Here is a 26,292-nt window from a genome sequence, read left to right on the forward strand (position 1 = left end):
TGATTAAATAATTTATAATATGATATCATCATTTCTTATCTATTGGAAAGTTGATCTTGTTCAGGTTCAGTATATTCTCCGTCTCAAGCCTTCCATTATCACTGTGGGAATTCCTTGTACAAAGTATCTCAAATTCAATCTCTCTTCCAAGATATTCCTCGATCACACTCTTCACATGCTCCACATTCTCAGGCTTGTCAAAGTATAACTTCGGCATATCGTCATCCGTCAGCGGGATCATGAGCAGAAGTCTTCTGTGATCATCGGACAGTATGAGCTTCGTCCTTATGGCCGGATCAGCATCATTTCTCTTGAGATATCTTCTCGCAGGAACCGACAGCTTCTCCAGTATATCATTCCAGTTCTCCGCAGCTCTCTGCAGATCCTCGAACTCTGCCTTTGGAAGCTCCATTGCCAGCTTGTCCTGATATTCCTTCATGCCCTTCTGATCTATCACATCGTCAGCCGGGCTTACGGAGGCAGCACTTTGAACCGGCGCAGCCTGTATGCCATTTGCCTCAAGGTCATCAAGCTTCTTCTCAAGCATCCTTACCCTCTCGATCAGACTTGTGGTATCAACCTCCATCTGTGGTCTGCACAGCTTTATAACAGCCATCTCAAGCACTATCCTCTTCTGTGAGGAATACTTGATGCTGGCGGCTGTATCCGAGAACACGTTTATATATCTTACTATGGTGCTCTCCTCCATATGACCGGATATCTCTCTTATGCGTTCCAGATTCTCCTTGGTCATATCCAATCTGTCGCCCTCCGCCGAGGACAGCTTGACAACGAGTATGTTCCTGAGAAACCATGTAAATTCATTTACGAAACGGCCAAGCTCACGTCCCTGCCACACAACTTCGTCAACCACATCTATGGCATGTTCAACATCAGATTCCAGCACGCACTCCAGAAGTCTTGCAAATGTATCTATGTCCACAGCTCCTATGGTCTCAAGCACATTATCATATGTAAGCTTCTGTCCGAGATTGAATGCAACGCACTGATCCAGAATAGACAAGGCATCTCTCATGGAACCATCGCCGGATTTTGCGATATAATCTATCGCCTTCTTATCCGCATCAAGTCCCTCCCTGTTCATAAGCTCCTCCAGTCGATCCGAGATGACATCCACCGGGATACGTCTGAAGTCGTACTTCTGACACCTTGACGATATGGTTATAGGTATCTTGTGGGACTCCGTGGTAGCCAGTATGAATATTACATATGATGGCGGCTCCTCGAGAGTCTTTAACAGAGCGTTGAACGCTCCCGGAGACAACATATGAACCTCATCTATGATGTATACCTTATACTTGCCCTCAGTAGGAGGATATGCTACCTCCTCCCTTATCTGCCTTATATTGTCAACACCATTGTTGGAGGCCGCATCTATCTCAATGACATTAAGCGATGATCCATCCGATATGGCTCTGCAGCTTGCACATTCATTACATGGGCTTCCGTCCACCGGATGCTCACAGTTACATGCCTTGGCAAATATCTTGGCGATCGAAGTCTTACCTGTTCCTCTTGTACCGCAAAATAAAAAGGCATGACCAAGTCTATCATTCTTAATCTGGTTTCTAAGAGTGGTAACTATATGATCCTGCCCCTTTACCTCGTCAAAAGTATCAGGTCTCCATTTTCTATATAAAGCTACATACGACATCACCAATACCTACCTTTGTATCATAAAACTCACACAGACTATTATATCTGAATTTACATTTTATATCAATCAGATAAGCAATATTTGAATATGGTATTGCCTGGTGCCTATACACAGAACATCTCTGTCCGCAAGCTGCCAGCTCCTGCCCGCCGGAAGCCTGATCCCATTTATGACAGTTCCATTTGTGGAATCAAGATCTTCGACATAGATCTTCTCTGCATCCTCGTATATCCTTATGTGCCTTCTACTGACGCTGATATCCTCTATAACCTGATCCGCCTGTCGTCTGTCCCGCCCCAATACAACTCCCTCCGGCGTCACCGGAAATTCAGTAGCCACAATGCCTCCGTCTTCGATCAGTCTCACAGACAGTCTCTGCTCCTGTGCGGACTCTCTGCCATCGAGATTATGCTGTGTAAGCAGGGTTGTACAGTCATCCTCCGAGCCAAGCACCGTGGTATCGCCAGGTATTTCGTCAGCCAAACTTACATGTTCCAATGCATCAACATTCTGTTTTTTAGGTCTTCTGTTTTCATCTTCCTCCGCATATCGCAGCTCTGAGCACTCCACGCCCTCCTGTCCCCGCCGTTCATCCTCAGCAGCAGACAGCTTCCTCTTCATCTCCACATAGACAAATAACTCCACGGACAGCACGATGAGTGCCAGCATTATAAATCTCACATCCGCCGCATGCCCCTGTATATAAAATTGAACAGCCGCTATTCCCGTAAATGCCGCCACAGTAAATCCTATGAGTATGAAAAATATCCTATCATATTTGTTTTTCTCCGTTGTCGGTATCGTCAACGCCGCCGCACTGCTTTGATCCGTTCCGAACACCTCATCCATCAAAAGCTCCTGCTCACGGGCCGCAGCCAAAGATTCCACATTTCTTTTTCTATTGCCGGAGCAGCATTTTTCCTGCTCACGGGCAGAGACCTCATCCACATATTTCTGCATCCGCTCCATGTCATAATTTGCCGACACCACCATGTCATATATCTCATACATAAAATCCACAAGCTCAGTGTCCCTGTGATCTACCCTCTTTATGATCTTCTCCACAAGATTCTTTATTCCCATTCTGACATCCGTTCCCTGTCCCGGCACATACACGTATCTGAAACTCTTCTCTGCATCCGAGTAAAATATCTTGTCGGATTCTATCAGAAGATTGTCCGGCTCAAGCATGTATTCTCCCGTCTCCATGACCACACTGCACAACGATCTTATGAGAGCAACAGCCTGCTCCATGGACATTATCCCCCTGTCAGATATATCGTCCAGGCTCTTCATGCCATTTATTTTGCAGTATATGAACATATCTCCGTTGATGGCCCTGAATTCCGGCTGTATTATTCCCTCGACAAAATTATTGTACAGCATGTCCGTCTCATAGGAATTTATGGCTGCTGCACTGACCTCCACCACAAAAAAAGTGTTAATTCCCTCTACCTGGCAATAACTTACCATATTCCTGCCACCTCCTAAGTTCATTTCCTACATCCCTTATCTCCTGTCTGGCCGCAGTCTTTCTGTCACATCTGCCGTCATCTATCAATATCTGTATCCCCGGAAATGACTCTCTGTAAGTTATCTCCGCAACCAGATTCTTCCCATTCATGGCCATTTCCGCATTCACACCATCGGCACATATCACGGTCTCGGATACATTTGTGGACATCGCTTTCTCTGCACTGTCCGTATCCCCCTCACCACTCTCATTGATCCTGTATTCCTCTCGGTTGTACAGTACCAGATATGCCTCCCCCGATGCCGCCGCATGGTTAAACGCTATAAACAACATGTTCATCACCACAAACACGGCACACACAAGTATCGGTGTTATCAGGCACATCTCCAGAACTATAGATCCATTGTCATCCATATATCTGACTCCTCCTGTCTTTTCTTCTCTTCTCCTATCTTTTCCCGCACTCTGAGCACTGAGGAAGTCCCCCGCACTCTGACTTTTTCTTTCTGTATATCGTCCGCTTCAAGCCGGAGCAGCCCAGCGAATAGTGATATTTGTCTCCCTGTTCAGTGACATAAATCACACCATTGCTTTTATATCTTCCACAGATCCTGCACGCCGAAAGCCCGGAATATCTGTCATCCAGAACCTCCCCACTCACGCTTCTCACAGATATCCTGATATGGTAACAGCTCCGCGAGTTGTGGTACACCGAACCATTCTCAGCCACATACACATACTCATCATCATCGTCATCATCCTGCGACCTGTCATATCCCAGGTACGCCCTCTGTCTTATCCTGTCCACGCACCCCACGGTGGATCCTCCGGCAAATGGCAGATTGATCTTCAGCATATATCTGACCTTGAGGCACACAAATCCGTCATCCGACAGCTCTGCATTTATCACCTTAACCCCGGACATTCCGCCGTCGACATATGTGTTCACCGTGCCTTTGTCATCTATGTACTCCCTGATCTTCCTGTTCGCCAGCACGAGCGACACACCATCTGCCATACCTTCAGCATACGGCCCCATGTCCGCGCCCTTTTCGGCTAGCTCATACGCATAGCTGTATTCCGCAAGATACGCAGCCGTCTCATGTAAGCCCTCATATATCACAGTCCGTGTCCGTATACATCCGGCCATGGCAAACACAGTCAGCATGGCAAATATAAACACTGGCAGCACCAGCGATGCCTCCACACTGGCACTACCATGGTCACATCCCAAAGGAGCTGTCTTATATATTCTCCTGCCATACCTGATCCGAACAAAATCTATAGTAATATGCGCTTGGAGAGGCGATTTATCTTTCATATATTTACTTTTCAACATACAACAAGAGAACATATAACACCCCCCTTCAGGATATTTTCATATCTCAATAACTCACACACTGCCTGAAGCTGTACCTGTACAGTCCGTCATCTATCTTCGATACGCCCTCGTGATCTTCTATAAACGATGCAAATTTCCTGTCCTGACTGACCTCAACATCAAATGTCAGAGAATACATCATATTCTTCATCTCAAACGACTCATCCGTCTGTCTGAAATTAAGCTGTATAAGATCCGCCATCCTGTAATACATGCCTCCTTTATTCTCTATCAGAAGTATCGCCAGATAATCCCTGTAGCTCACAGCATCCACGCCTTCATAGTCCACGGAATCCAGATTCATCAGCTTGTCAAGATTGTTGATGTCCGTCACCCAGTATTCGTCTGTCTTCATAAACTGAACGCTTTTGCCGTCAAGCAGCAGCCTTATATCAACAATTGTCTCAGCATAAGCCCAGCATCCGAGCAGCAGATATTTCGCCGCCCCATAGGTGACCCCCGGCACAAGAGCCAGCACCGCAGCTATGGATGACACTTCGGCCATCTTTGCGCTGTCTGAGAGCAGATATGCCAGATTGAGCGGCAGTCTGTGAAGCACTATCCTGTTCACGACCCCCTGCAGATTGTCATGGTCATTATCCTTTCCGGCGATAATGTATTCCACCTCACACTCAAATGGTCTGTCCTGTTTCCTGTCAGTAAATGTATTGAAATTCGCCAGTGCATACCCGACACCATATATGTCATCCACTATTCCGGTCTGTGATCTCTCTCCATCCAACATGAGCTGCCTCTGGAATTTATCCAGATCGTCAAATTCTATGTCCTCCCACTGTCTCGTATCCTCCGCCTGTCCGTCTGACGGAAAGCCATCCAGATCGTATGCCTGATCTGACACCACCCGCCCGGATGGCGTGACAACATTCAGAAGTCCACCTGTCAGGATGCTTTTCAGCGCTTTTCTAGGATCCGTACCGCTCCAACTGCTCTCATCCTGATTCGACTCATTCTTACCATTTTCCACAGCTCCAGAAGCATCCTCCATGGCCTTATCCCCGGATGTTATCATCTCAAGAATGTCTTCTATTCCCTTCTCCTCCATGTACACCTTCATATGGTCGGTTATCTGCAGCTTCATATTCTCGCAGTCATTCTCCAGAAGTCCCCTGCACTCTGCCAGCGCCACATCTTCAACGCTCATATTGTCGCCCTGACCATTTTCCAGAGTATATTCCAGATAATCCTGCGCCATCTGCTCAAGCTTTCCCTCACCGTGTCCGCCAAATGTGCTGTCGACCGCCAGCAGATGATACTCCTCAAACAACTCCTTGTCGTACGCCGCCTTCACATCACAGGCTGCGCCCTCGGCCGCCATTGCGGCCTTGGCACTGCCCATTCTTATCCGCGCCATCTCAAGCACGGAGAGCCCCAGAAGCAGCATGGAGATCAGGATTATACTCAGAAAAACCGTTACATGTCCCTGATTTCTCATACAGCTCCCCCTTAATATATCTTCTTTGCACTCTTGTTGATCGAGTTCCATATGTTGTTCACCAGAGAAGTTATCTGCTGCTTGAATATGACGCACATCGCGATCAAGACCACCATTATAAGGATTATTTCGACCACTCCCATACCTGACTCATCTTCCATAAAATCTTCCCATCTCTTCATACATTTTTCCTCCTTAAAACTTATTATCTTAAAAATTTATTATTGCGGGCAGCATGACTATTACCATGACCACTCCCAGCAGAACCACCATCGGAAGAAGCAGCTTTGTCCCGGCTTCCTCCCCCTTTCTCTTCGCCATCTCCTTTCTGGTCTGCATTGCGTTCTGCTCCTCGCCCGCCATCATGATCAATATATCTCTCGTGCCTTTCTTCACATTCTGTGACAAAAGCGACATGAGCTTTATATACATCGGCAGATTTATCCTGTGCCCCATGTTGTAGTAAGCCTCACTCTCGGATACTCCTGCCTGGATCTCATTTAGCGTATAAATCAGTTCCCTGGTCAGAACACTCCCGCCCTGATCCGTACCGGCACAATCTTCCCTGCCACTCTTCACTATCCTTGCAAATGCACCTCTGACCGTGACTCCTGCTCCAAGATAGAGCGTCAGCTTATCCACAAGCTCCGGGTACTCCGACATGAGCTCGTCGGATCTCTTTTTTTCCATTCCCTGGATCTTCGACCTGTTTCCACCCCATATACAAATGGCTGCGAAACCACCGAGAAACAGTATCATAAGACCGCTTCCGCCTCCCGAGGTGGGCCTGACCGCATATCCGTTTATCTGCTCCGGCAGCGCCACCTCGCTCGAATCTCCACTTCCCGCCTGTATCTCCCTGATGCCTTCCCTTATATCCTTCAGAGCCTTTTCCCTGCCTGTCTCTTCCCTTCCGCACACGCGTATCTGATATGTTCTCTCCGCGCTCAGCTCCCTGTATGTAAGAACAGCCGTGATGGACACTATTCTGTCTTCTCCCTCCGCTATATCGCCGATACGTCCATCGGACGACACCAGCTCGTTGTCCTCGCTTATCCACTGCACATCGAGTCCGAGCGCATCCAGGTGATCCACAAGCTCCAGATCATATATCACTTCGTCGGGGGATTCATTTTCCCCAAGATACAGGTCTTCAATCTCACCAAATCCCTGCTCAAACACTGCTTCCATATCGTCAGGATCATATTCCAGCGGCATGACATCCACATCAAAATCAGTCTTTTCTCCATCTATGTCAGTCTCCAGAGTGACGGTGGACACATCCCCTCCGTACCCATCTCTGGTGAGCACCACCTGATGAGGCGCAAATGCTTCCTTTGCCACAAGGATCACCGCAAGAATACATGTCACCAAAAGCGTCAGCAGGATCTTCGCAATAATGTCTGTGTACATCTCCGCACATTTATCCCTCGCCGCGGCATCCGTACATATGTATACCCTCTTTATCTTCGTGAGCATCTTGTCATTGTCCATATGCGGTTCTATCCAGCCGTATATTTTTCCCGCAGCCCTTTTCAGCATATCCATCATCCTTTCACATATGTATATCTGTGATCTTTCTGCCCCATATCACCGTCGCCGCCGTGATCACCAGACACGCACTCATGGCAGCTATCCCCAGAGCATTGCCATACAGCGCATCCATATATCCAGGATTACACACCCTCAGATACAGAATGATGACAAATGGCATGGCAGACATGATATTCTGCTCCAGCCGTTTTGACGTTATCATCGTGTCTATCTCTTCCTCCACTTCCAGACGCCTGTCAATATTTTCAACCATCTTCTTCATCATCCTGATGAGATTTCCCCCGGAGCCCTTTGCAACTGCGACCACATGAGCAAATTCCTTCACATCCTGAAGTCCTGACCTGTCCGCCATATCCCTCAAAAGACTTTCAACATCAGAGCTCATCTCAAGGCCGTTTATTATGAGCAGCATTTCCTGTCTGATATAAGATTTCCCCTGATACATTCCGTCCAGCTCGTGACAAGCTGGAACAAACGCTTTTTCCAATGAATATCCCGCCGCCATATTTGCGGACAGGGACAGCAGCATTTCCTTAAATTCATTATTAAGTTTATTCTTTCTCTGCCGGCATTTACCATCGGCAATTTTCCTGAGAAATACCAGAATCCCCGGCGTGAACACCAGGCACGGTATAAGACTGTCAAAGAAGAGCACCGACACCATCACCGCTATGACTGAATACACAGCGATACCGGTTACGATTTCCCTGACACTTAGTTTATAAGAATCATAATCTATACCCTGTCTCAGCACACATCCCTCCTTGAATCACTGCTCTCATTAACGCTTATAAATCCAGCCGCCACGAGCTTTGATGTGTTGTGAAGATCATTTATCTTTCTAAGCATTCCTTCCACTCGCCCCCTGTCCTTTCCCATATTGCTCTCATGAAATTCATACAATTTATTCATGACAAATTCACCTCCTTCCAGTCCTGTGACCTCGCTTATCTCTATACATCTTCGGGATCTGTCCCTCAGTCTTCCAAGCTGGACAACTATGTCCACCGCCGACGCTATCTGCTGCCTTATCGCCAGAACAGGCATATCCGCACCCATCAGAACCATGGTCTCAAGCCTCGTCAGCATGTCCCGGGCAGAGTTTGCATGTCCTGTTGACAGGCTTCCATCGTGTCCTGTGTTCATGGCAGTAAGCATATCTATCGCCGCCGCATCCCTGACCTCACCCACTATTATCCGTGAAGGTCTCATTCTGAGGCTCGTCTTGATAAGATCCCTTATGCTCACCGCATTTTCGCCCTCGACATTTGCACTTCTCGCCTCAAGGCTCACCAGATTGTCGATGCCCGCAAGCTGAAGCTCCGCCGAATCCTCTATCGTGACAATTCTCTCATCCGCCGGTATATACCCTGACAGGGCATTCAGAAATGTCGTCTTGCCCGCGCCGGTTCCTCCCGAGATGATTATGTTGTAGCCCGCCACGACCAGATTCTTCAGGAAATCGGCAACCTCCATGGTGACTGATCCGATCTCCACCAGCTTGTCCATGGTCATCTTGTCCTTCGGAAACTTTCTTATGGTCATCACGCTGCCGCTCAGGCTCACCGGCGGCAGCACCACATTCACTCTCGAACCATCCTTAAGCCTTGCATCCACTATCGGCGATGCCTCATTTACTATCCTGTTGCACTCCGCTACGATGCCCTGGATTATGGTCTTGAGCCGTTCCTCGCTCTCAAATGCCTTGTCATACCTGTACATCCTTCCTGCCCGCTCGACAAATATATTGCTGTAGCCATTTATCATTATCTCAGTCACCTCTTCATCGTCGAGAAGCTCTGACAATATATCAAGCCTCCTCAGACTGTTGAACAGTTCCTTCTTCAGCGCAAGCTTATCCCTCACACTCAGCACATTCCCGGACTCAGATTCGAGAATACACCTGTCGATCATATCGCTGACCTGCTCATCTCCTATGTCACCCGACATATCTATACTCTGCATGACCTTACTTCGTATCAACTGTCTGTCATCCTGTTTCATCTTCTGCTTCCTATTTCACTTTCTATAAATCTCAGCATCTCCGCACTTCCCGGAACCGCCAGCGGCACGTTCAACCTGTGCAGCCTCCGAGCAATCTTGCCGAGCTCCCTTCTCTCCAGAACCCTCTCGAACATCCCAAGCTTGTCCTGGGACAATTCATCCTTAAGCTCCGGAACCATTATCTCGTCAAATGCCCCAAGTATCGCCAGATCCTTGAGAACCGCCTGTCCCATATCAAACACAACCGTTGTATATCTGCCCCATCTGCGGAACTCGTCGATGAGCCACACCATATCCTCCGTGTCCAGCTCCAGTGCATCTATGTACGATCCCAGATATCCAAGCACGCTGTATTCCTCAAGCTCCACGATATTTTGCTCCATATATCCGGTCAGATCCGGTGACCTCTGTTTCACCAGATATATCACATTCGCCAGAACATCCTCATGGTCGTGAAATGCACTGTACTCCTCCATGCCCACATACAGGCCGCCCCGCACCTCATCATTCATGCACAGGCTGACCGCAAGGTTTGTCTTACCACACCTCCCTATGGGTGATATAACTGCATACGACCTGAACAGCTTTCTTCTGCGGTCCGTATCGTCTATATTCATATATCTGAGGATCTCTGAAGAAATGTTCCGTACCCTGGAATATTTGAATATCCTGTTATGGCTGATCTCTTCTGATCCATCGACTCTATCCCTCGTCATAAATATCATCCGGCAGGCCACCGGCACTTTGCTCTCATCCAGAGGAATATTCTCATCCATCAGCAGAACATCCAGAGTCTTAGTCTCAAGATACCCATACAGTTCTCCCTCCGATGAAAATGCAAGCGCAAACAGCGGATTGTCCCTGTCCGAATTGATATGGTTCATAAGACTTATCATGTAAGCCCTGTCACCATCCAGTATTCCAATCTTGTACTGCTGAATTTTGTCACCTCCACTCTATAGTGCACACGTAATACATGACTCCGCCCATTATGGCAGCAGAGAAATGTACCCTAGACTTCATCAGATTCCTATAAAATTGTTTTGTTGAAATTTCTTTACGATTCGTAACTGACATTAAAACTTCTTTTAAAAGAAAAAATAAAGATATAACTCCTCCGGCCAAAAAGGAGTAAACAATCACCCGGATCACATCGGTTCCTACAAATGTGCCAGCCGTCGCCAGCAGCTTGATATCACCTGCCCCCAAGGCTTTTTTATGAAATAATACAAACAAGATCACCACAGGAATAACACAGCCTGCCACACTGCTCAGAAGTCCATCACACGGTCCTCTGACAACTGCCGACATCAGGAATCCCTGTATCATGCCAACTGCGATAAGCCTGTTCGGAATCCTCCAGTCTCTGAAGTCCGATACCACCGCCATGCTCACAGTTGCGATCAATGGTATTACATAATATATGATCTCTGTCCTCCCTTCTCTCTGAGTTGTAAGCACACCTTACACCCTCTCTCAGCCTTTGTAAAGGGGGGATTTCATAAAGAAAATTTTATAAATTGCGGCTATATACAGGCTGTATATTGCCCAATTTCAATATACAAAAAGCCCGTCCTGTTACGAACGGGCTTCTGATTTTACAGCATGTATATATAATTTTTTTTACTAAAATTGTCCATTTCCCATGTTCTGATTGTTATTTGGGTTCCGGTTATAGTTCTGGTTAGGACTCTGATTAGGATTCATATCAGCCTGCTTCCTTGCCGCCATGGCATTATCAATGTTCTGTATCTCGCTCCTGCTTATGGCTATACTGTCCTGAAGAACCTTTACATTGTTGAAATACTGGAGCAGCTCCTGAGGTGGATTCTCCTTGTTCTGCTCGTAGAAATACTTGCCGATCTCGACCATGTTCCTGTCGATCATCTGCACCTCATTTGATATCTTGTTGTTGAGCTTTGCCTTCTGCGCTGCGTCCTTCGTCTCATCCACCGCATTATTTGCAAACTTCTTGGTCTTGTTGAACACATCCTGGAAAAAATCTGACATATCATATACCTCCATGTAATATAGATCTTTCTTTATCTGCCTTAATATATCCATGTAAAACTAAAAAAACCGGGAATATGGGTGTTGATTCCATAATCCCCGATTTTTTATTTGACTTTGTTTCTCACTATGTCATGTATACTTATGGCCTTTCACATCAGTCGTCTATGTACTTATTCAGTGTATCAACCACATCATTGAGATTATAAGGCTTTGCGATATAATCATCAAGCTGGTTCTCAAGGATCCTCTCCTTGTCACCGAACATGGCTCTCGCCGTAACCGCAATGATCGGAAGTCTCTTTCTCTTCTCCTTGCGCTCTATCTCCCTGATCTCCTGTGTAGCTGCTATACCGTCCATAACTGGCATCTGTACGTCAAACAGTGCCGCATCATATATCTTGGTCTTGAACAGTTCAACAGCCTTCTGGCCATTCTCAGCTATATCGTATGAGAATCCTGCCATACCGAGAAGCTTACCGATAACCTGCTGGTTGACCGGCTCATCCTCTGCAACAAGTATCCTTGCCTTGCTGTGTGCATTGATGGAGAATACCGCTGGCTCCTCCTTCTCCTTGAGAAACTCATCTGCCGCATCCGCAGCCTTGATGACCTTGAGAGGTATCTCAACAATAAATGTTGAACCTATATCTTCCTTACTCTGAACTGTGATGTTACCACCCATCAGCTCAACGATCTGCTTGGTGATGACAAGTCCCAGACCTGAACCACCGTACTTTCTTGTATCTGATGCATCTACCTGGCTGAATCTTATGAACAGCTTGCTCATGTTAGCCTCTGAGATACCTATACCGGTATCTGCAACTGCCATTCTGATCTTAATCTTGTTGTCTCCATCATCCATGGATGCTATCTTGACTCTTACGCTTCCCTCGGATGTAAACTTGATAGCATTTGAAAGCAGGCAGTTGAGAACCTGCTGGATTCTCTGTCCATCACCGCGGACAAGCTTTGGAATATTGCTTCCAAATGAACAGTCGAGCTGCAGTCCCTTGTTGGTTGCGATCGGAACCTGTGCAGCAACTGTGTCCTCAATGGCAGTCCTGATGTCAAATGTCTCTTCCTTGATCTTGTACTTACCAGCCTCAAGCTTGCTTATATCAAGAATATCATTGATAAGTCTGAGCAGTGTGTCTGCACAGTTCTTAGCTGTGATAAGGTTATCTCTGTAATCAGCCTGAAGATCCTCAGCCATAAGTGTGAGCTGGAGCATACCGAGAATACCGTTTATAGGCGTTCTTATCTCGTGGCTCATGTTTGCAAGGAACTCGGCCTGTGTCTTGTATGCTGCATTCGCATCCACGATGGCCTTGCTGAGCTTCTCCTCAGTCTCCTTCTGCTTGGTCACATCTATGACTACCATGTTGATGTAATCAGCCTCAGACTTATACATAACCGTGTTGAACACCTTCTGAAGTGACTCCATGGTGATCTCAACATCCATCAGATCTCCCTCTTTGGTGCCGGAGTTGTTATAAGCTGTGAACCATGCATTGATATCCTGAAGTACCTCTATCTTGCTCTCCTTCAGTATCTTGTCCTTGTAGTCAGACACATCGAGCTTGAAATACTCCCCAAATATCTCATTGGCGTCTACTATCTCGTAGTTTGTTCCGTTGACAGGATCATTAACGATCCTCGCCTGTGCAAATCCTATAGGAAGGTTCATGAAAAGCTTCTTATACTTATCAGACTTTCCTGCTGATCCCATGTTGCCATCTCCGAATACCAGTAATACCAGAACAGCAACGACCGCTGCCAGGACGCCACATATAATAGCTCCCACACCTATACCGGCGACTCCCAGCACTCCCGCCAGCAAAGCCAGAACAGCCATGGCCAGTGCAAGCGGCTTAATCCCAATTTCCTTAATTTTGTCCATTAATGCACCTCTGTTTCTATAAATATTGCGTTTGCCACATAGACACTCCTATGCATATCCACATGGATACATTATATTATAAATAATTATTAAGGTCAACGCTCATATAGTTTTTTATGCTGAATAATGTACAAATTTTCTCTGTTATTTTGTACATATTGGACTACTTTTTATGGTCTCCCAGCCATTCTACCTCGTTATTATGCATATTTTATCTATCAACAGATCTGCATTACTCTATCGCTGCTTCATCATCTGTCCGATCCTCATCCTCTGGCTTCCCCTTTTTGCTACCGCGCTTCTCCTTGATGGTCTTCGCATTCATAAGCAGTGCAAACACAAGCCAGCCGGCAAATGTGAATATCAGGCCGCTCTTGAGTCCTCTAGGGAAATACTTGAACTCTATCACATGGTCTCCCTTCTCAAGATCCAGTGCGATAAATGCTCCCGCAACAGTCTGTATATCGGTCTTTCTGCCATCAACATAGGCAGTCCAGCCCGAATCATATGGTATGGATGTGAACATCAGGCCAGCCTCATCGACTGATATATGTCCCTTCACATATCCATCCTCAAATTTGTTGATATTTAACTGATTGTCAGCCCATCCCTCATACGCCTGGTCAAATGCAGCACCGTTGAGAGTGGCTATCGTAAGTCTTGCAGATGTATTGTCAGGTACACCCGCAGAGAAATAATACTCGACCTCCACGTTGGTTCCCTTTATCAGATGTCCCACATGGTATGTCTGGTACTGAAGTCTCTCGTAATTCTGCTCCTCACCGTTCACATATATCCTTATCTTGGTGATTCCATTGCAGTTCGCTATGATGTACAGATCATTCTGTTCCTCTGTTATGTCAAAGCTGAGTCCAAAGCTCACGATACCCGGTGTGATATCGGAAAGTCCAAAGTATTCACTGTACGGATTGTCATGTGTTATCGTGATGTCATTTGAAGAGCCAGTTATCTCCGGATATATCTGGCTGAACGTACCAGCCACCCCAGTCGACTTTTCCACGAAATTATTTATACTGTCAAACATATTCGATGCGTCAGAAGTCCAGTCTTTCAGCTCGTTATTCACCATGAAGCCCAGCTTGAGCGCCCGGCTGTTCTGGTATACATCAACGCCATCCACTGTATCCACATAGTCCATATCGTAGGACATATGCTCATCCTGTCTCCTGAACAAATATCTTATGCCCAGAACCGAACTTGACACCGGATTTGCTCCGTCAAACAGGAACTCATTGGCACCTGTGTAGAAACCAAGTCCGTGCATGGCATTCACAAGGTCATTTGAAACCGTCGAACCAAACAGGCTGACTCCCTGCATATTGTAATAGGTAGATTCATCCACCACCTTGGTGTTGTTGAGCTCCGTTCTATACGGAAAATGGCCTGTCTTAACAGAATCTATAGCGGCCTGCACACTAGCAGCATCGCCATAGTAATCCGGTATGTTCACCGTTCCGTTGCTCTCGTATCCCTTTGCCGCGCTGAACACGATCTCAGTCAGACACAACACTGAAAGTATAGCTGCCACTGCGAATCTGCCTTTGCCGCGGACAAGTCCCAGCACCAGGATTCCCGCCGAGTACACAGCAAACAGCACCCATGTGAGGATAATTACCGTCCTGTCCATATCAATATTCTTGTCTGCATAAACCAGTAAACCGAACGCCACGATGATTCCCAGGGCTATTCCCGGTATCTGCTTCTTGTCTGTATTTGCAATGGCCTCGTATCCCATGCTCAGCAGAATGAAGATGAACAGGAATGAAAATCTGTTCGGGATTCCGTACTGATCATGGAAGCCGTGCCATATATAGTTGAGCAGCGTATTGTTGAAGCTCATCATGAGAAATACGATCAGTATCACATTCTTAAGCTTCTCGTACCATTTGATCTTTGTATTGAAAATATATATTCCTATCAGCAGTATGGCAAATGTACCGCAGTACAGGTTCACACCGCCGTCAAACTGCTGGCTCTTTATCGGCTCAGTCAAGACAAACATCTGCTTTATCATATCCCATATGCTTCCGTACCACTCCCATTTAGGGAAATGTCTGGTGGCAGACGCCGTGGTGTTAATCCCGATATAAGCCGGGATCAGCAGAAACGCAGACATAGCCGCAGCCATGACAGATGTTCCCGCAAATCTCAAAGTGTCCTCTGCGCCCTTGTATATGTTCTTGTGATTGGTGAGTATAAACTGGAGAACCAGGAATACACATATCATGAAACATATATAGTAGTTACACAGAAGTCCATAGAACAGACTGAGTGTGTACAGTCTGTAGTTGCTGCCGTCCTCCATCATCTGCTCGAAGCCCTGCATGATAAGCGGAAGTATCAGTATACAGTCCATCCACATGAGATTCCATGAATATCCTATGACATAGTTGCTGAGTGCATATGCCACAGCAAATGGAATGATGAGCAGGTTGTTCTTGTTCCTGCACTTGTATCCAAGATAGCTCGCCATGGTCATACCGGACAGAGCTATCTTGATACTTATGAGCAGGCACATCGCTATGTACAGATGCTCCCTGCTGAACAGCACGATTATAAAGTTCAGAGGGCAAGCCATATAGTAGGCGATTATGTCAAGCAGATTGCTTCCCATGCCTATGTCCCACGTATAGAACAGGCTTCCCTCGTTCACCAGTTTGTCATGATAATCAGAGAAGAATGGCAGATACTGGTGAAGACTGTCCACCATGGTAAGGCTGTGTCCGCCAAATGGTCCTATCTCCGCCACCACCCACAGCACGAACATAAATATCGCCGGGATGATAAAAGCGATTATCATGATATAGTTGTCAGCAAATATATCCTTTACAGGCTTTTTATCCTTCTTAAATACGAAGCATTTGCTGAATATATAGTTTATTACAAGTACAACTACCTGAATTATTATCTTTGATATAAACTCATTGTATCTGAAGGAGTCGCACAGCAGGTTGGTTCCAACGACCTCCACCACCATGGCAAACAGACGCATGCCCACAAATGATATGAACTCCCTTATGATCCGGCCTACGCTCTTCCTCTGCTCCGACCTGAACACGTAAAATCCATTTGCAAAGTAAGCAAATAATATGGCAAGCATTATCGCTATGATATTCGCCGCACTTCGCGACAGATCCGTCACAAGTCTCAACACAAAGAATGATACAAGATTCACAGCCGTGGTCATTCCTCCGGCTATAACATATCTGACCATCTCTTTCTCCATAAGCTTTTTTATTTTGTCTACATATTCATTCATATTTCCATACCGATTCCTTACATGATATTCAATAGTTATATCAAATATGATGTACTAATTATAGTTACATATTCTTAAATATTTGCTACTTGAAGTTCGCAAGAAGATATACAAGAGGTGAATTCCAGTAGATCGTTACCTCATTACATGAATAACTCTGTGCGTTGTCGACATAGCATCTCTCCTTTGGAATCTTTGCAAGAACAGCCTTCGCATATGGATCCTCAAGGTTTCCATCGGCACCGCCCACAAGCATTCCAGGCATTGCCTTGCCCAGTGCCTCTGAAGGTCTGTGGTGTGGATTCTCAGGAGTCTGTGAACCATATCCTGTCACATAACAGTAGCTGACTGCATTTCTTCCAAGTATATAGTTGAGCTGGTCTGCCGCATAGTCCACATATGAATCGTCGCCCAGAACCTTTGATGCCATGAGCAGAAGGATTCCGTTATCCGCAACGACCATGTTGCTTCCCCATACATAAGAGCCGCCTGTTGTTGAACCGAAGCCGCTGCCGGCATAGTTATCTACAAGCTTGTCAGCACCCTTCTTAAGTATCTCCTTCTCTGCTGCGCAGTCCTTTACATTTACACAGTAGTCATATATTCCATAATATCCGACATCCGCCCATCCAAGGCCGTACTTAACGCTTCCCTCGATGGCTGTCTTCACATAATCATTGTAGCTCTCATCACCTGTTGCGATATACAGCTCCGCTGCTGCCCACAGGTACTCATCGCTGTCATTGCTGTCAGGATACTCACCTGTAACTATGCTTCCAACGTTCTTAAAGCCTGCATCTCCCTGATGCTGCTCAAGATACTTCCATGCCTTCTGAGCTGCAGCAAGACATGAATCTGCAAATGCTGCATCGTACTTTCTGTATACAACTGAAGCCTTTGCCATAACAGCCGCAAAATCGCCTGTTGCTGTGTTGGATATAGGTGAGAGTATCATCTGAGCAGTCTCCTCAACAGCAGCCACCATCTCAGGGAACACCTCTCCGGTAACCTTGTGATAAACTCCGCCGCTGGTCTCATCCTGCATCTTGAGCATCCAGTCAAGCTCGTATCTGACCTCATCCAGAACGTCAGGAACACCGTTGCCGCTCTCAGGTATTCCGATAGCGTCGTCCTTTGCCGCATACTCTGAATCCTCATATGTAAGGAGCAGATCCTGTACCGCCTTTGCGCCCGGAACAACATATCTTCCGTAGTCTCCGGCATCATGCCATCCGCCGGTCACATCCTTTGCAACATCTGAGCCGTACACTATGGCAGTTCCCGTGTGACATGCAGCGTGTGCAAAATCACCGGCTATGGCTGAATCAAGCTCTGTTCCACATCTCTGGTCATAGAACATGAGCACTGACGCCTTGTATATATCGTCATACACGCCATCCCCAACAGGGAACTCGTATGATTCTGCTCCGGTGTCGAGAACTATCTTGTATGTACCCTGATCCTTGACATCAGAGAAATCTATAACCGCACATTTGTCGCCCACAGCAGGATCGTAATCCCAGCCAGATACGTCACCCTTGCTGACTACCTTGTCATCAGCGACGCTCTTTACCTCGTAGCTCTTGGCGTCTCTGTCAGTCACTGTGGCAAGCTTCTTCGCATCCTTGCCGTAACCCATCTGGTTGATGCCAACCAGCTTTGGATCAGGAATACCCTCAACGCTCTGTGCGCTTGAGGCGTCAACTACAGTGAGCTTGATATTGTCAAAGTATACCTTGTGAGGCACGCTGTCATCACCAACGCCCTCGAAATGTCCCAGATTCATACACATTCTAGGTGCCGGATCCGATGCCTCGCTCATGGTGAACTGGTTGGATATGTGCTGTGTCTCAGTGCCTATCGTTATGTCATCCATCACATAAGCGTGGTAATCACCGCCATTTATCTGAAGTCTGTACTGAATTCCTCTCTCAATGGTGCTGTGCACGTCAAATGACAGCTCATACACACAGTCCTGGTTGAGCTCAAATCCGTCATAGTATATCTGGTTCGCATAATCCAGGCTTCCTGTTCCGGTTATATCCAGACACAGTTCTCCGTTCTCTGCTCCGAGTACGGCCTGTCCGCCATTTGAATATGTATGGCACTCGTCCGTGTCATTGTCATCAAAGTTCAGGTCTATCAGGACATCCCCTGCCTTGACCTCTGTCTTCTCCTGTTCAGCCTCCTCCGAAGCAGCCTCCTCTGTCTTCTCCTCCGAGGTCGCAGCCTCGCTGGTCTCCGCCTGGCTTGTCGCCTCTGTCACATCGTCCTTGCCCTGACCTCCGCAGCCAGCCAGCATGGACATACCCATAGCCGCAGCCATCGCAATGGCCAGTACCTTCTTCATCTTTGCCATGTTAACCCTCCATAAACCTTATAATCTCCTGAAACGCCATATGTCCCCCAAAGATATCCAGTGCACTCCCTATGGTCACGTCTATCCTGTTCCTTCCGAGACTTCTGAGCTGTTCCAGATCGTCAAATGATGCCACACCTCCGGCATATGTCATCGGCAGCTTTCCCCATCTTCCAAGCATGTCCGCAACATGGGTCTCTATGCCTGACGCCTTGCCCTCCACATCCACCGCATGAACGAGATACTCGTCGCAGTATTCTGAGAGCCGGTCAAGCGTTGCCTCCTCCACCTTTACATTTGTAAATTTCTGCCATCTGTCAGTGACAATATAATACTCTCCGTCCCTCTTCCGGCAGGACAGATCCAGCACCAGATGTTCTCTGCCCACAGCCTTCTCAAGTGCCTTCAGGTTGTCGTAGTTGATCTCTCCATCCCTGAACACAAATGATGTGGCTATGACATGTGACGCACCCATATCTATGAACCGCTGTGCATTGTCAGCATTTATTCCCCCGCCTATCTGCAGTCCTCCCGGATATGCAGCCAGAGCGAGCTGTGCCTGTCTTACATCGGCGTCATAGTATTCGCTGGACGCAGGATTGAGAAGTATGATATGACCACCCTTAAGTCCATAGCTTTTGTACAGTTCAGCAAAGAAGTCTCCGTCCTTCTGTGATACAAAGTTTTCATCTGCTCTGTCACCCTCATCACAGAGACTGCCTCCAACTATCTGCTTTACCTGTCCATTGTGTATGTCTATGCATGGTCTGAATCTCATATCGTCTGTCTCCTGTCGCTTTTGTCACCTTTTGGTGTAAATTTTGCTCATATAACTGCTATTTTATCATACAAAATACAAATATGACACAATAAATGGATTAACCAGGCAAAACTTTATTTGATTACATGGGCCAAAGGCTTTACAATAGATACAATTATGTGCTTTATGGAAAGGATGGGGAACAACTTATGAATTACTCACTAAAAGCCGAACTGGACAACTGCTATTCCTATGCCGATTCGCTGGACAACGACGGCTACGGTGCGCGCCAGAAGACAGGACTCAAGACAAGAGAGATGCTTCAGTTTGACCTGCTTCAGTTTCTTGCATATCTGTCCAGCTCCGACCAGGCAGAACTTACCCTGGAGATAAAATTTGTCCGCGAATACCTGAACCAGCACTTTACAACAGACAAATTCCGCACATTCAAATATGAGAGAACAACCGGGGATTTTGCCGTGACACAACCTAGATCCCTTACATATTTTGTACAGGGCGATCTGGCCCGGGCAAAGGTAAATCCCAGATCAGTATACCGTTCCAGAGATTACGTCAGAATGTTCAAGCTCATGGGTCAGGAATTCATCGCCTGCAACAACATGACTGACGACAACGAGATAGCAAGGCTCACAGGCTACTGCCTCATGCTCGACAAATATCTCAAGTCCATGAACCTGTACGCCATAGATCCAAGCCCACTGCTCGACAAGTACAACGCACTCCCAAAGAGTGCTTCCCCAGTCTCACAGACTCCGGCTAAGTCGACAGCTTCCGAAAGGGCTGAACCCGTCAAGGATGTGGACACTCTTCTCGAGGAACTGAATTCCATGACCGGTCTCGAGAGCGTGAAGAAGGACATCACCAACCTCGTAAACCTTCTGAAGATCAAGAAGCTCCGCGAGGAAAACGGCATGAAACAACCGTCCGTATCTCTCCACCTTGTATTCTCCGGCAATCCGGGAACAGGAAAGACCACGGTGGCAAGACTTCTTGCAAATATATATAAGGGTCTGGGCATACTGTCAAGAGGACAGCTTGTCGAGGTCGACAGAGGCGGACTTGTTGTGGGATATATTGGTCAGACAGCCGTCAAGACAACCGAGGTCATAGAATCAGCCCTCGGCGGGATCTTATTTATAGATGAGGCTTATACTCTCACCGCAGGCAAAGGTGAGAATGATTTCGGCCAGGAGGCAGTGGACACGCTGCTCAAAGCTATGGAGGATCACAGAGATGATCTCATAGTCATAGTTGCCGGCTACCCGGATCTCATGGAACGGTTCCTGAGCTCCAACCCGGGACTTCGTTCCAGATTCAACAAATTCATCACATTTGAGGATTACACCGGGGACGAGCTTATGTCCATCTTCGAGAGCATGTGTTCCAAGCAGGAATACAAGCTGGACGATGATGCCCGCGCATACGCCTCAGAATACTGGCACGACAAAGCCGCACATCACGACGATACATTTGCCAACGCCCGTGAAGTCCGTAACTTTATGGAATCCGCCATATCCAGGCAGGCCACCAGAATAGTTTCCATGGACAACATTGACGTAGCCACACTTGAGACCCTTACAAAGGAAGATCTGATGGCTTAGGCTTGTAATTTTTTTGGATAAAGAAAGAGAGGTATTTTATTTTGAACAGATCATTATCGACAGATAATCCTATCATGAATTTTCTAACCATAGTGTGCGATATAGTAATATTGCATTTTCTGTGGCTGCTGACTTCCTTGCCAATCCTCACGATAGGTGCATCGACCACAGCACTCTACTACACCACCATGAAATGCATCAGAAACGGTCAGGGCGGCGTGGTCAAGCTGTTCTTCAAGAGCTTCAGGGAGAATTTCAAACAGGCTACAGGAATAGGCGTTCTGGCTCTGCTTGCCGGTGTCCTGTGTGCATTTGACATGTGGTTCGCCGTGAGCAGGAACATCAAGAGTATGCTGGTCATATTCACCATCATGTCACTTATCTACCTGTTCACTGTCCTGTATGTATTCCCACTTCAGGCGCAGTTTGAGAACACAGTCAAAGCGACCATCAAGAACGCATTCCTCATGTCCATCAAGAATCTTCCATGGACACTTCTCATGGTTGCGATAACGGCAGCGATCGCAGCGGGATGCTATTTCAGCTCCACCGTGCTCGGTCTTATGCTCATATGTGTCGCAGGACTTCACGCTTATCTGTGCTCACTGGTATTTGTACACATCTTCAACGAGTACATGCCGGAGGAGGAAGAGAAGAGCGACGAGGACTTCCATATAGTTGACGATACAGACGAGGACTAACACCCCTTGCCAACACATACAGATGAATAATATACATGGCGTGCGCCGGCTTTCTTCAGAAGGCCGGCGCACACGTCTATGGTGACACCGGTTGTATATATGTCATCCACAAGCAGGATATTTCTGTACTCCGGGTACACTCTGCCTATGTCCATGGATGTCTTTATGTTGTTTGCCCTCTCCAGGTTGTCCAATTTCTTCTGCGGTGTGGTGTACTTTCTTCTCACCAGCATATCCTCACAGAATGGAAGCCCCAGTTCATCAGCGACAACCTTCGCCAGTACAGCCGCCTGATTGTAGCCGCGCTGTCTCTGCTTTCTCCTGTGCAAAGGTACACAGGTGACCGCATCTATTCCATACCTTCTGACATACGGGCGCACCTTCTCCGCCATCTGAGCTCCGTAGAAATCACAATATTCTTTTTTGTTATGGTATTTTATCGCCAGAACACTGGCTTTGACGGGTTCCACGTAATTAAATACGGGGAAACCTCTTTCGAAATTTCTTGAATGTTTTTCACAGTCCAGACAGAGCTCCCGCTCTTCACTGTCGACCTCCTTGCCGCACACCATACATGACGGAGTCTTCACATAGGGAAGGCTGTTATGCCCTCTGCATATCAGCCCTTCTCCCATCGGAAGCACCTCGTCACATATCGCACACCGGCGGGGATACAGGAGATCCGTGAGCAGTCGTCCGAACCCGAACTTATCTGCGCATCGTTTCATCTTCTCTCCATCTCCCTGAGTCTCAGTGCAAATGAGGTGTATCTCTTCTGTTCATCCTCATTGTCTATCATCGTATTTACCAGTCCTATATTGCCCACTATGACCACGCTTCTTCTGGCTCTCGTCACCGCCGTATACAGCAGGTTTCTGTTCAAAAGCTTAGGTGGGCATCTGAGAAGCGGGATCACAACCACGGGATACTCACTTCCCTGCGACTTATGTATGGTTATCGCAAATGCATGCTCAAGCTCCTCAAGCTGGTTGTATGGATACTCAGTCTGTCTTCCATCGTCAAATTCCACCACGATCCTCTGCTCGTAGTCGTCAACAGCCTTTACAAATCCAATATCGCCGTTGAACACTCCGACTCCTTCCTCCTTGGCAAATCTGCCCGACGGATCCAGTATCTTCCACTCCTGCTTGTAATTGTTCTTGACCTGCATGACCTTATCGCCCTGTCTGAACACCACATCGCCCCGGTCATGCTCGGGTTTTCCGTGCCCCTCCGGATTGAGGACATCCTGAAGCTGCTTGTTGAGGTTCTCAACACCCATATCATACTTACGCATAGGTGTCAGCACCTGTATATCCGATTTATCCACACCAAAATATGATGGAAGCTGCTTTGTCAGAAGCACCTTGAGCTCTGCCACGATCTCATTGTAGCCATTCCTTGGAACAAAGAAGAAATCCCTGCTCTTGTTCTTGATCTCCACATGCTCTCCATCCTTTATCCTGTGGGCATTGCCTATGATATCGCTGTCCTCGCCCTGTCTGTATATCCTGTCCAGCACCGACACGCTGAACACACCGGACGCTATGATATCCTTGAGCACATTTCCCGGGCCAACTGACGGAAGCTGATCCGAATCACCCACAAGCACAAGTCTTGTGCCCGGAGCCACAGCCTTGAGCAGACTGTAGAAAATGCTGCTGTCAACCATGGACATCTCATCTATTATGATAACATCGGCCTCAAGTGGATTGCTCTCATTCCGCATAAATGTATACGCAGAAGTCTCTTCTCCTTCCACTCCGCCCGTAAGCTCGAGCATTCTGTGTATGGTCTGTGCTCCGTATCCTGTGGCCTCTGTTATCCTCTTGGCTGCACGTCCTGTAGGCGCAGCGAGAACTATCTTCATCCTGAAGCTCTCGTATATCTTGATAAGTACATTTATGATCGTTGTCTTTCCGGTTCCGGGGCCTCCGGTTATGACCGCAACGCCGTGATCCACGGCATTTCTTATGGCAAGTCTCTGGGCATCAGCCAGCTTCATATTCTCTGACTTTTCTACCGTCTCAACAACCTTGTCTATCTTGAGCTTTGCCTTTGAGAAATCTATGTTGAGCTCACACAGAAGTCTTGCCGAATTGAGCTCCATATAATAATTAGGTGCTGCATACACGGCATTTGTCACGTTTGACTCTGACTCCGTATCCAGCAAATCCATGTCTATGTCAGCCACCGGATCATCAAGGCTCACATCTGGGAGCTCCCCTGAATCTGGATCGTCCTTCAACTCCTTTATGATTATCTTGCCGGCAACGCTGAGCTCAAGTATCTGATTGCATATAGACATCTCAAGCTCCGGATCATATGGCATGTACTCATTCATCAGCAATGAATATGTCTTGTCTACCAGCATCTTCTGGGGAATATACATATGGCCAAGTCCATTTGCACCGGATAGGGCATACATAATAGCGGCTCTTACCCTGAAATCAGAATCTCTTCCGATACCAAGTCTGTCCGCAATCTCGTCCGCTGTCCTGAATCCAACGCCCGTTATATCCTCTGCTATCTTATAGGGATTTGTCCTCACTATGTCGTACACTTCGTCACCGTATTCATTGTAGATCTTTACAGCGAGGTTCACCGGGATATTGAGACCGGTCAGGAACATGAGCGCATCCTGCATCTCTTTCTTCTCGTTGTATGACACAGCAATGTCTCTGGCCTTCCTCTCTGATATTCCACGTATCTCCGCAAGGCGCTCCGGCTCTTCCTCGATTATCCTGAGTGAGTCCATGCGGAACTTCTTCACTATACGTTTTGCCAGAGCCTCTCCGACACCCTTTATGATGCCCGAACCGAGGTACTTCTCAATACTGAGCACATCATCCGGCATCTTGATCTCACATGAGGTGAATTTGAACTGCAAATCATAAGTTGGATGCTCTACATAATCCCCCTCCGCCGATACATAGATCCCCTCTGCAACGCCGTGAAGATTCCCCACAAAAATATCTTCGCCGTCCTCGCCCTCAACGGCGAAGACGGCGTACCCATTGTCTTCATTCTTATATATAACTTTCTCTACGTAACCTTCTCTTACCAAGTTTTCTCTCCTCTGAAGACTGAGTCCTCAGCTCCTGTCTTAATTGTTCTTCTCGCTGAGAAGCTCGATGTACTTTCCTGTACCAATGGCCACCGCTCTGAGTGGATCCTCCGCTGTCATGGTGGTTATTCCTGTCTTCTCCTCAAGCAGCTCCTCAAGTCCGTGGAGCAGCGCACCACCACCGGTCAGAACTATACCACGATCTGCAATATCAGCAGCAAGCTCAGGAGGAGTTCTCTCCAGAACTGAATGAACAGCTTCACATATCTGGGACGCAGGCTCACGAAGTGCCTCCTCCGTCTCATCCGATGTGACCGTAACAGTCTTCGGAAGACCGGTTACAAGGTTTCTGCCTCGTATATCCAACGTTATATTCTCAGGTCTTCTGTAACATGTACCTATCTTGATCTTGATCTCCTCGGCGGTTCTCTCTCCTATGAGAAGGTTATGCTTCTTTCTCATGAATCTGACAACTGCCTCATCAAAATCATCTCCGGCAACCTTAATGGATGCGCTGACAACAGGACCTCCGAGAGAGATGACTGCTATATCGGCAGTTCCACCACCTATATCAACTATCATGTTACCACATGGTCTGTATATATCTATTCCTGCGCCAATGGCTGCTGCCACAGGCTCCTCAATTATGGACACATCCCTGGCACCGGCCGCATAAGTTGCATCCTCAACTGCCTTCTTCTCAACCTCTGTAACCTGAGAAGGTACACATACGCTGATCCTAGGTCGTCTTCCAAAATAACTCCTTCCGACAGCCTTCTGTATGAAATACTTGAGCATCTTCTCTGTTATCGTATAATCAGAGATTACGCCCTGCCTGAGAGGTCTGATGGCCACTATATTACCCGGAGTTCTTCCAAGCATAAGTCTCGCCTCTTCACCAATAGCCACTATCTTATTAGTATCCCTGTCGTATGCAACTACTGAAGGCTCCTTGAGTACGACTCCTTTGCCTTTCACATACACCAGTATACTGGCTGTACCTAAATCTATACCAATATCTGCGCTTGCCATCACAAGTCTCCCTT

At 47.1% G+C, this 26,292-nt stretch carries 21 protein-coding genes; 2 read left to right on the forward strand and 19 right to left on the reverse strand.

The genetic code is table 11. The features are described from left to right. Nucleotides 1-28: 28 nt before the first annotated feature. The 16 genes from dnaX to hisA all read right to left on the reverse strand — a co-directional run bounded on the left by dnaX (nt 29) and on the right by hisA (nt 19,874). A complete protein-coding gene (gene dnaX / locus DXB91_RS10935; RefSeq protein ID WP_015534287.1) occupies nt 29-1,675 on the reverse strand; it encodes a DNA polymerase III subunit gamma/tau in 1,647 nt (548 codons plus the stop codon). A 69-nt stretch (nt 1,676-1,744) separates the two neighbouring features. Further along, nucleotides 1,745-3,151 (reverse strand): DUF6382 domain-containing protein, encoded by a 1,407-nt coding sequence (locus DXB91_RS10940; RefSeq protein ID WP_022217522.1) that lies wholly within the window; start codon nt 3,149-3,151, stop codon nt 1,745-1,747. Beyond that, complete coding sequence (locus tag DXB91_RS10945) at nt 3,120-3,566, reverse strand: hypothetical protein (RefSeq protein WP_015534289.1); 447 nt, start codon at nt 3,564-3,566, stop codon at nt 3,120-3,122. The genes DXB91_RS10940 and DXB91_RS10945 overlap by 32 nt, the downstream gene beginning before the upstream one ends. Before the next feature lie 34 nt (nt 3,567-3,600). After that, complete coding sequence (locus tag DXB91_RS10950) at nt 3,601-4,473, reverse strand: TadE/TadG family type IV pilus assembly protein (RefSeq protein ID WP_147323108.1); 873 nt, start codon at nt 4,471-4,473, stop codon at nt 3,601-3,603. Nucleotides 4,474-4,537: 64 nt separating this feature from the next. Then, nucleotides 4,538-5,986, reverse strand: coding sequence for a DUF5702 domain-containing protein (locus DXB91_RS10955; RefSeq protein WP_015534290.1), 1,449 nt, complete (start codon nt 5,984-5,986; stop codon nt 4,538-4,540). Between the two features lie 11 nt (nt 5,987-5,997). Then, nucleotides 5,998-6,168 (reverse strand): Flp1 family type IVb pilin, encoded by a 171-nt coding sequence (locus DXB91_RS10960; protein WP_015534291.1) that lies wholly within the window; start codon nt 6,166-6,168, stop codon nt 5,998-6,000. Between the two features lie 28 nt (nt 6,169-6,196). Further along, on the reverse strand, nt 6,197-7,528 hold the full coding sequence (locus tag DXB91_RS10965) for an immunoglobulin-like domain-containing protein (protein WP_015534292.1): 1,332 nt from the start codon (nt 7,526-7,528) through the stop codon (nt 6,197-6,199). 13 nt (nt 7,529-7,541) lie between these two features. Next, entirely contained in the window at nt 7,542-8,294 is a 753-nt protein-coding gene (locus DXB91_RS10970) for a type II secretion system F family protein (RefSeq protein ID WP_055271948.1), read from the reverse strand. After that, nucleotides 8,288-9,544 (reverse strand): CpaF family protein, encoded by a 1,257-nt coding sequence (locus DXB91_RS10975; RefSeq protein ID WP_117549734.1) that lies wholly within the window; start codon nt 9,542-9,544, stop codon nt 8,288-8,290. The genes DXB91_RS10970 and DXB91_RS10975 overlap by 7 nt, the downstream gene beginning before the upstream one ends. Beyond that, a complete protein-coding gene (locus DXB91_RS10980; protein ID WP_330410625.1) occupies nt 9,541-10,485 on the reverse strand; it encodes a hypothetical protein in 945 nt (314 codons plus the stop codon). Before DXB91_RS10980 ends, DXB91_RS10975 begins: the two co-directional genes overlap by 4 nt. Before the next feature lie 4 nt (nt 10,486-10,489). Then, nucleotides 10,490-11,005: an A24 family peptidase gene (locus DXB91_RS10985; RefSeq protein WP_055222450.1), complete on the reverse strand. Its 516-nt coding sequence runs from the start codon at nt 11,003-11,005 to the stop codon at nt 10,490-10,492. Nucleotides 11,006-11,170: 165 nt separating this feature from the next. Continuing rightward, nucleotides 11,171-11,554: a hypothetical protein gene (locus DXB91_RS10990; RefSeq protein WP_055271950.1), complete on the reverse strand. Its 384-nt coding sequence runs from the start codon at nt 11,552-11,554 to the stop codon at nt 11,171-11,173. Between the two features lie 157 nt (nt 11,555-11,711). Continuing rightward, on the reverse strand, nt 11,712-13,457 hold the full coding sequence (locus DXB91_RS10995) for an ATP-binding protein (protein ID WP_015534296.1): 1,746 nt from the start codon (nt 13,455-13,457) through the stop codon (nt 11,712-11,714). 232 nt (nt 13,458-13,689) lie between these two features. Beyond that, entirely contained in the window at nt 13,690-16,692 is a 3,003-nt protein-coding gene (locus tag DXB91_RS11000; RefSeq protein WP_243003560.1) for a GtrA family protein, read from the reverse strand. Between the two features lie 130 nt (nt 16,693-16,822). Next, on the reverse strand, nt 16,823-19,096 hold the full coding sequence (locus tag DXB91_RS11005; RefSeq protein WP_015534298.1) for a glycoside hydrolase family 9 protein: 2,274 nt from the start codon (nt 19,094-19,096) through the stop codon (nt 16,823-16,825). Nucleotide 19,097: 1 nt separating this feature from the next. Beyond that, the gene (gene hisA, locus DXB91_RS11010; RefSeq protein ID WP_055146208.1) at nt 19,098-19,874 is read right to left on the reverse strand and encodes a phosphoribosylformimino-5-aminoimidazole carboxamide ribotide isomerase; all 777 of its coding nucleotides are present in this window, start codon (nt 19,872-19,874) and stop codon (nt 19,098-19,100) included. Nucleotides 19,875-20,065: 191 nt separating this feature from the next. Between hisA and DXB91_RS11015 the strand changes: the two genes are divergently transcribed. Beyond that, nucleotides 20,066-21,478 carry an AAA family ATPase gene (locus tag DXB91_RS11015; RefSeq protein WP_118017972.1) on the forward strand — a complete coding sequence of 471 codons (1,413 nt, stop codon included), beginning with the start codon at nt 20,066-20,068 and terminating at the stop codon, nt 21,476-21,478. Nucleotides 21,479-21,519: 41 nt separating this feature from the next. Next, nucleotides 21,520-22,179, forward strand: coding sequence for a YesL family protein (locus DXB91_RS11020; protein WP_022217511.1), 660 nt, complete (start codon nt 21,520-21,522; stop codon nt 22,177-22,179). On the opposite strand, the gene DXB91_RS11025 is transcribed toward DXB91_RS11020, so the two are convergent. Genes DXB91_RS11025 through DXB91_RS11035 form a run of 3 tightly spaced genes read right to left on the reverse strand, consistent with a single transcriptional unit; the run spans nt 22,176 to nt 26,278 of the window. Then, entirely contained in the window at nt 22,176-22,907 is a 732-nt protein-coding gene (locus DXB91_RS11025; protein WP_015534301.1) for a ComF family protein, read from the reverse strand. The two genes, DXB91_RS11020 and DXB91_RS11025, sit on opposite strands and share 4 nt — an antisense overlap. Continuing rightward, a complete protein-coding gene (gene recD2, locus DXB91_RS11030; RefSeq protein ID WP_055146199.1) occupies nt 22,904-25,246 on the reverse strand; it encodes an SF1B family DNA helicase RecD2 in 2,343 nt (780 codons plus the stop codon). The genes DXB91_RS11025 and recD2 overlap by 4 nt, the downstream gene beginning before the upstream one ends. 39 nt (nt 25,247-25,285) lie before the next feature. Continuing rightward, the gene (locus tag DXB91_RS11035; protein WP_015534302.1) at nt 25,286-26,278 is read right to left on the reverse strand and encodes a rod shape-determining protein; all 993 of its coding nucleotides are present in this window, start codon (nt 26,276-26,278) and stop codon (nt 25,286-25,288) included. Nucleotides 26,279-26,292: the final 14 nt, after the last annotated feature.

Origin of the sequence: Coprococcus sp. OM06-34AC (assembly GCF_003462545.1) — a bacterium.
GTDB classification, from domain to species: Bacteria; Bacillota; Clostridia; order Lachnospirales; family Lachnospiraceae; genus Coprococcus; species Coprococcus aceti.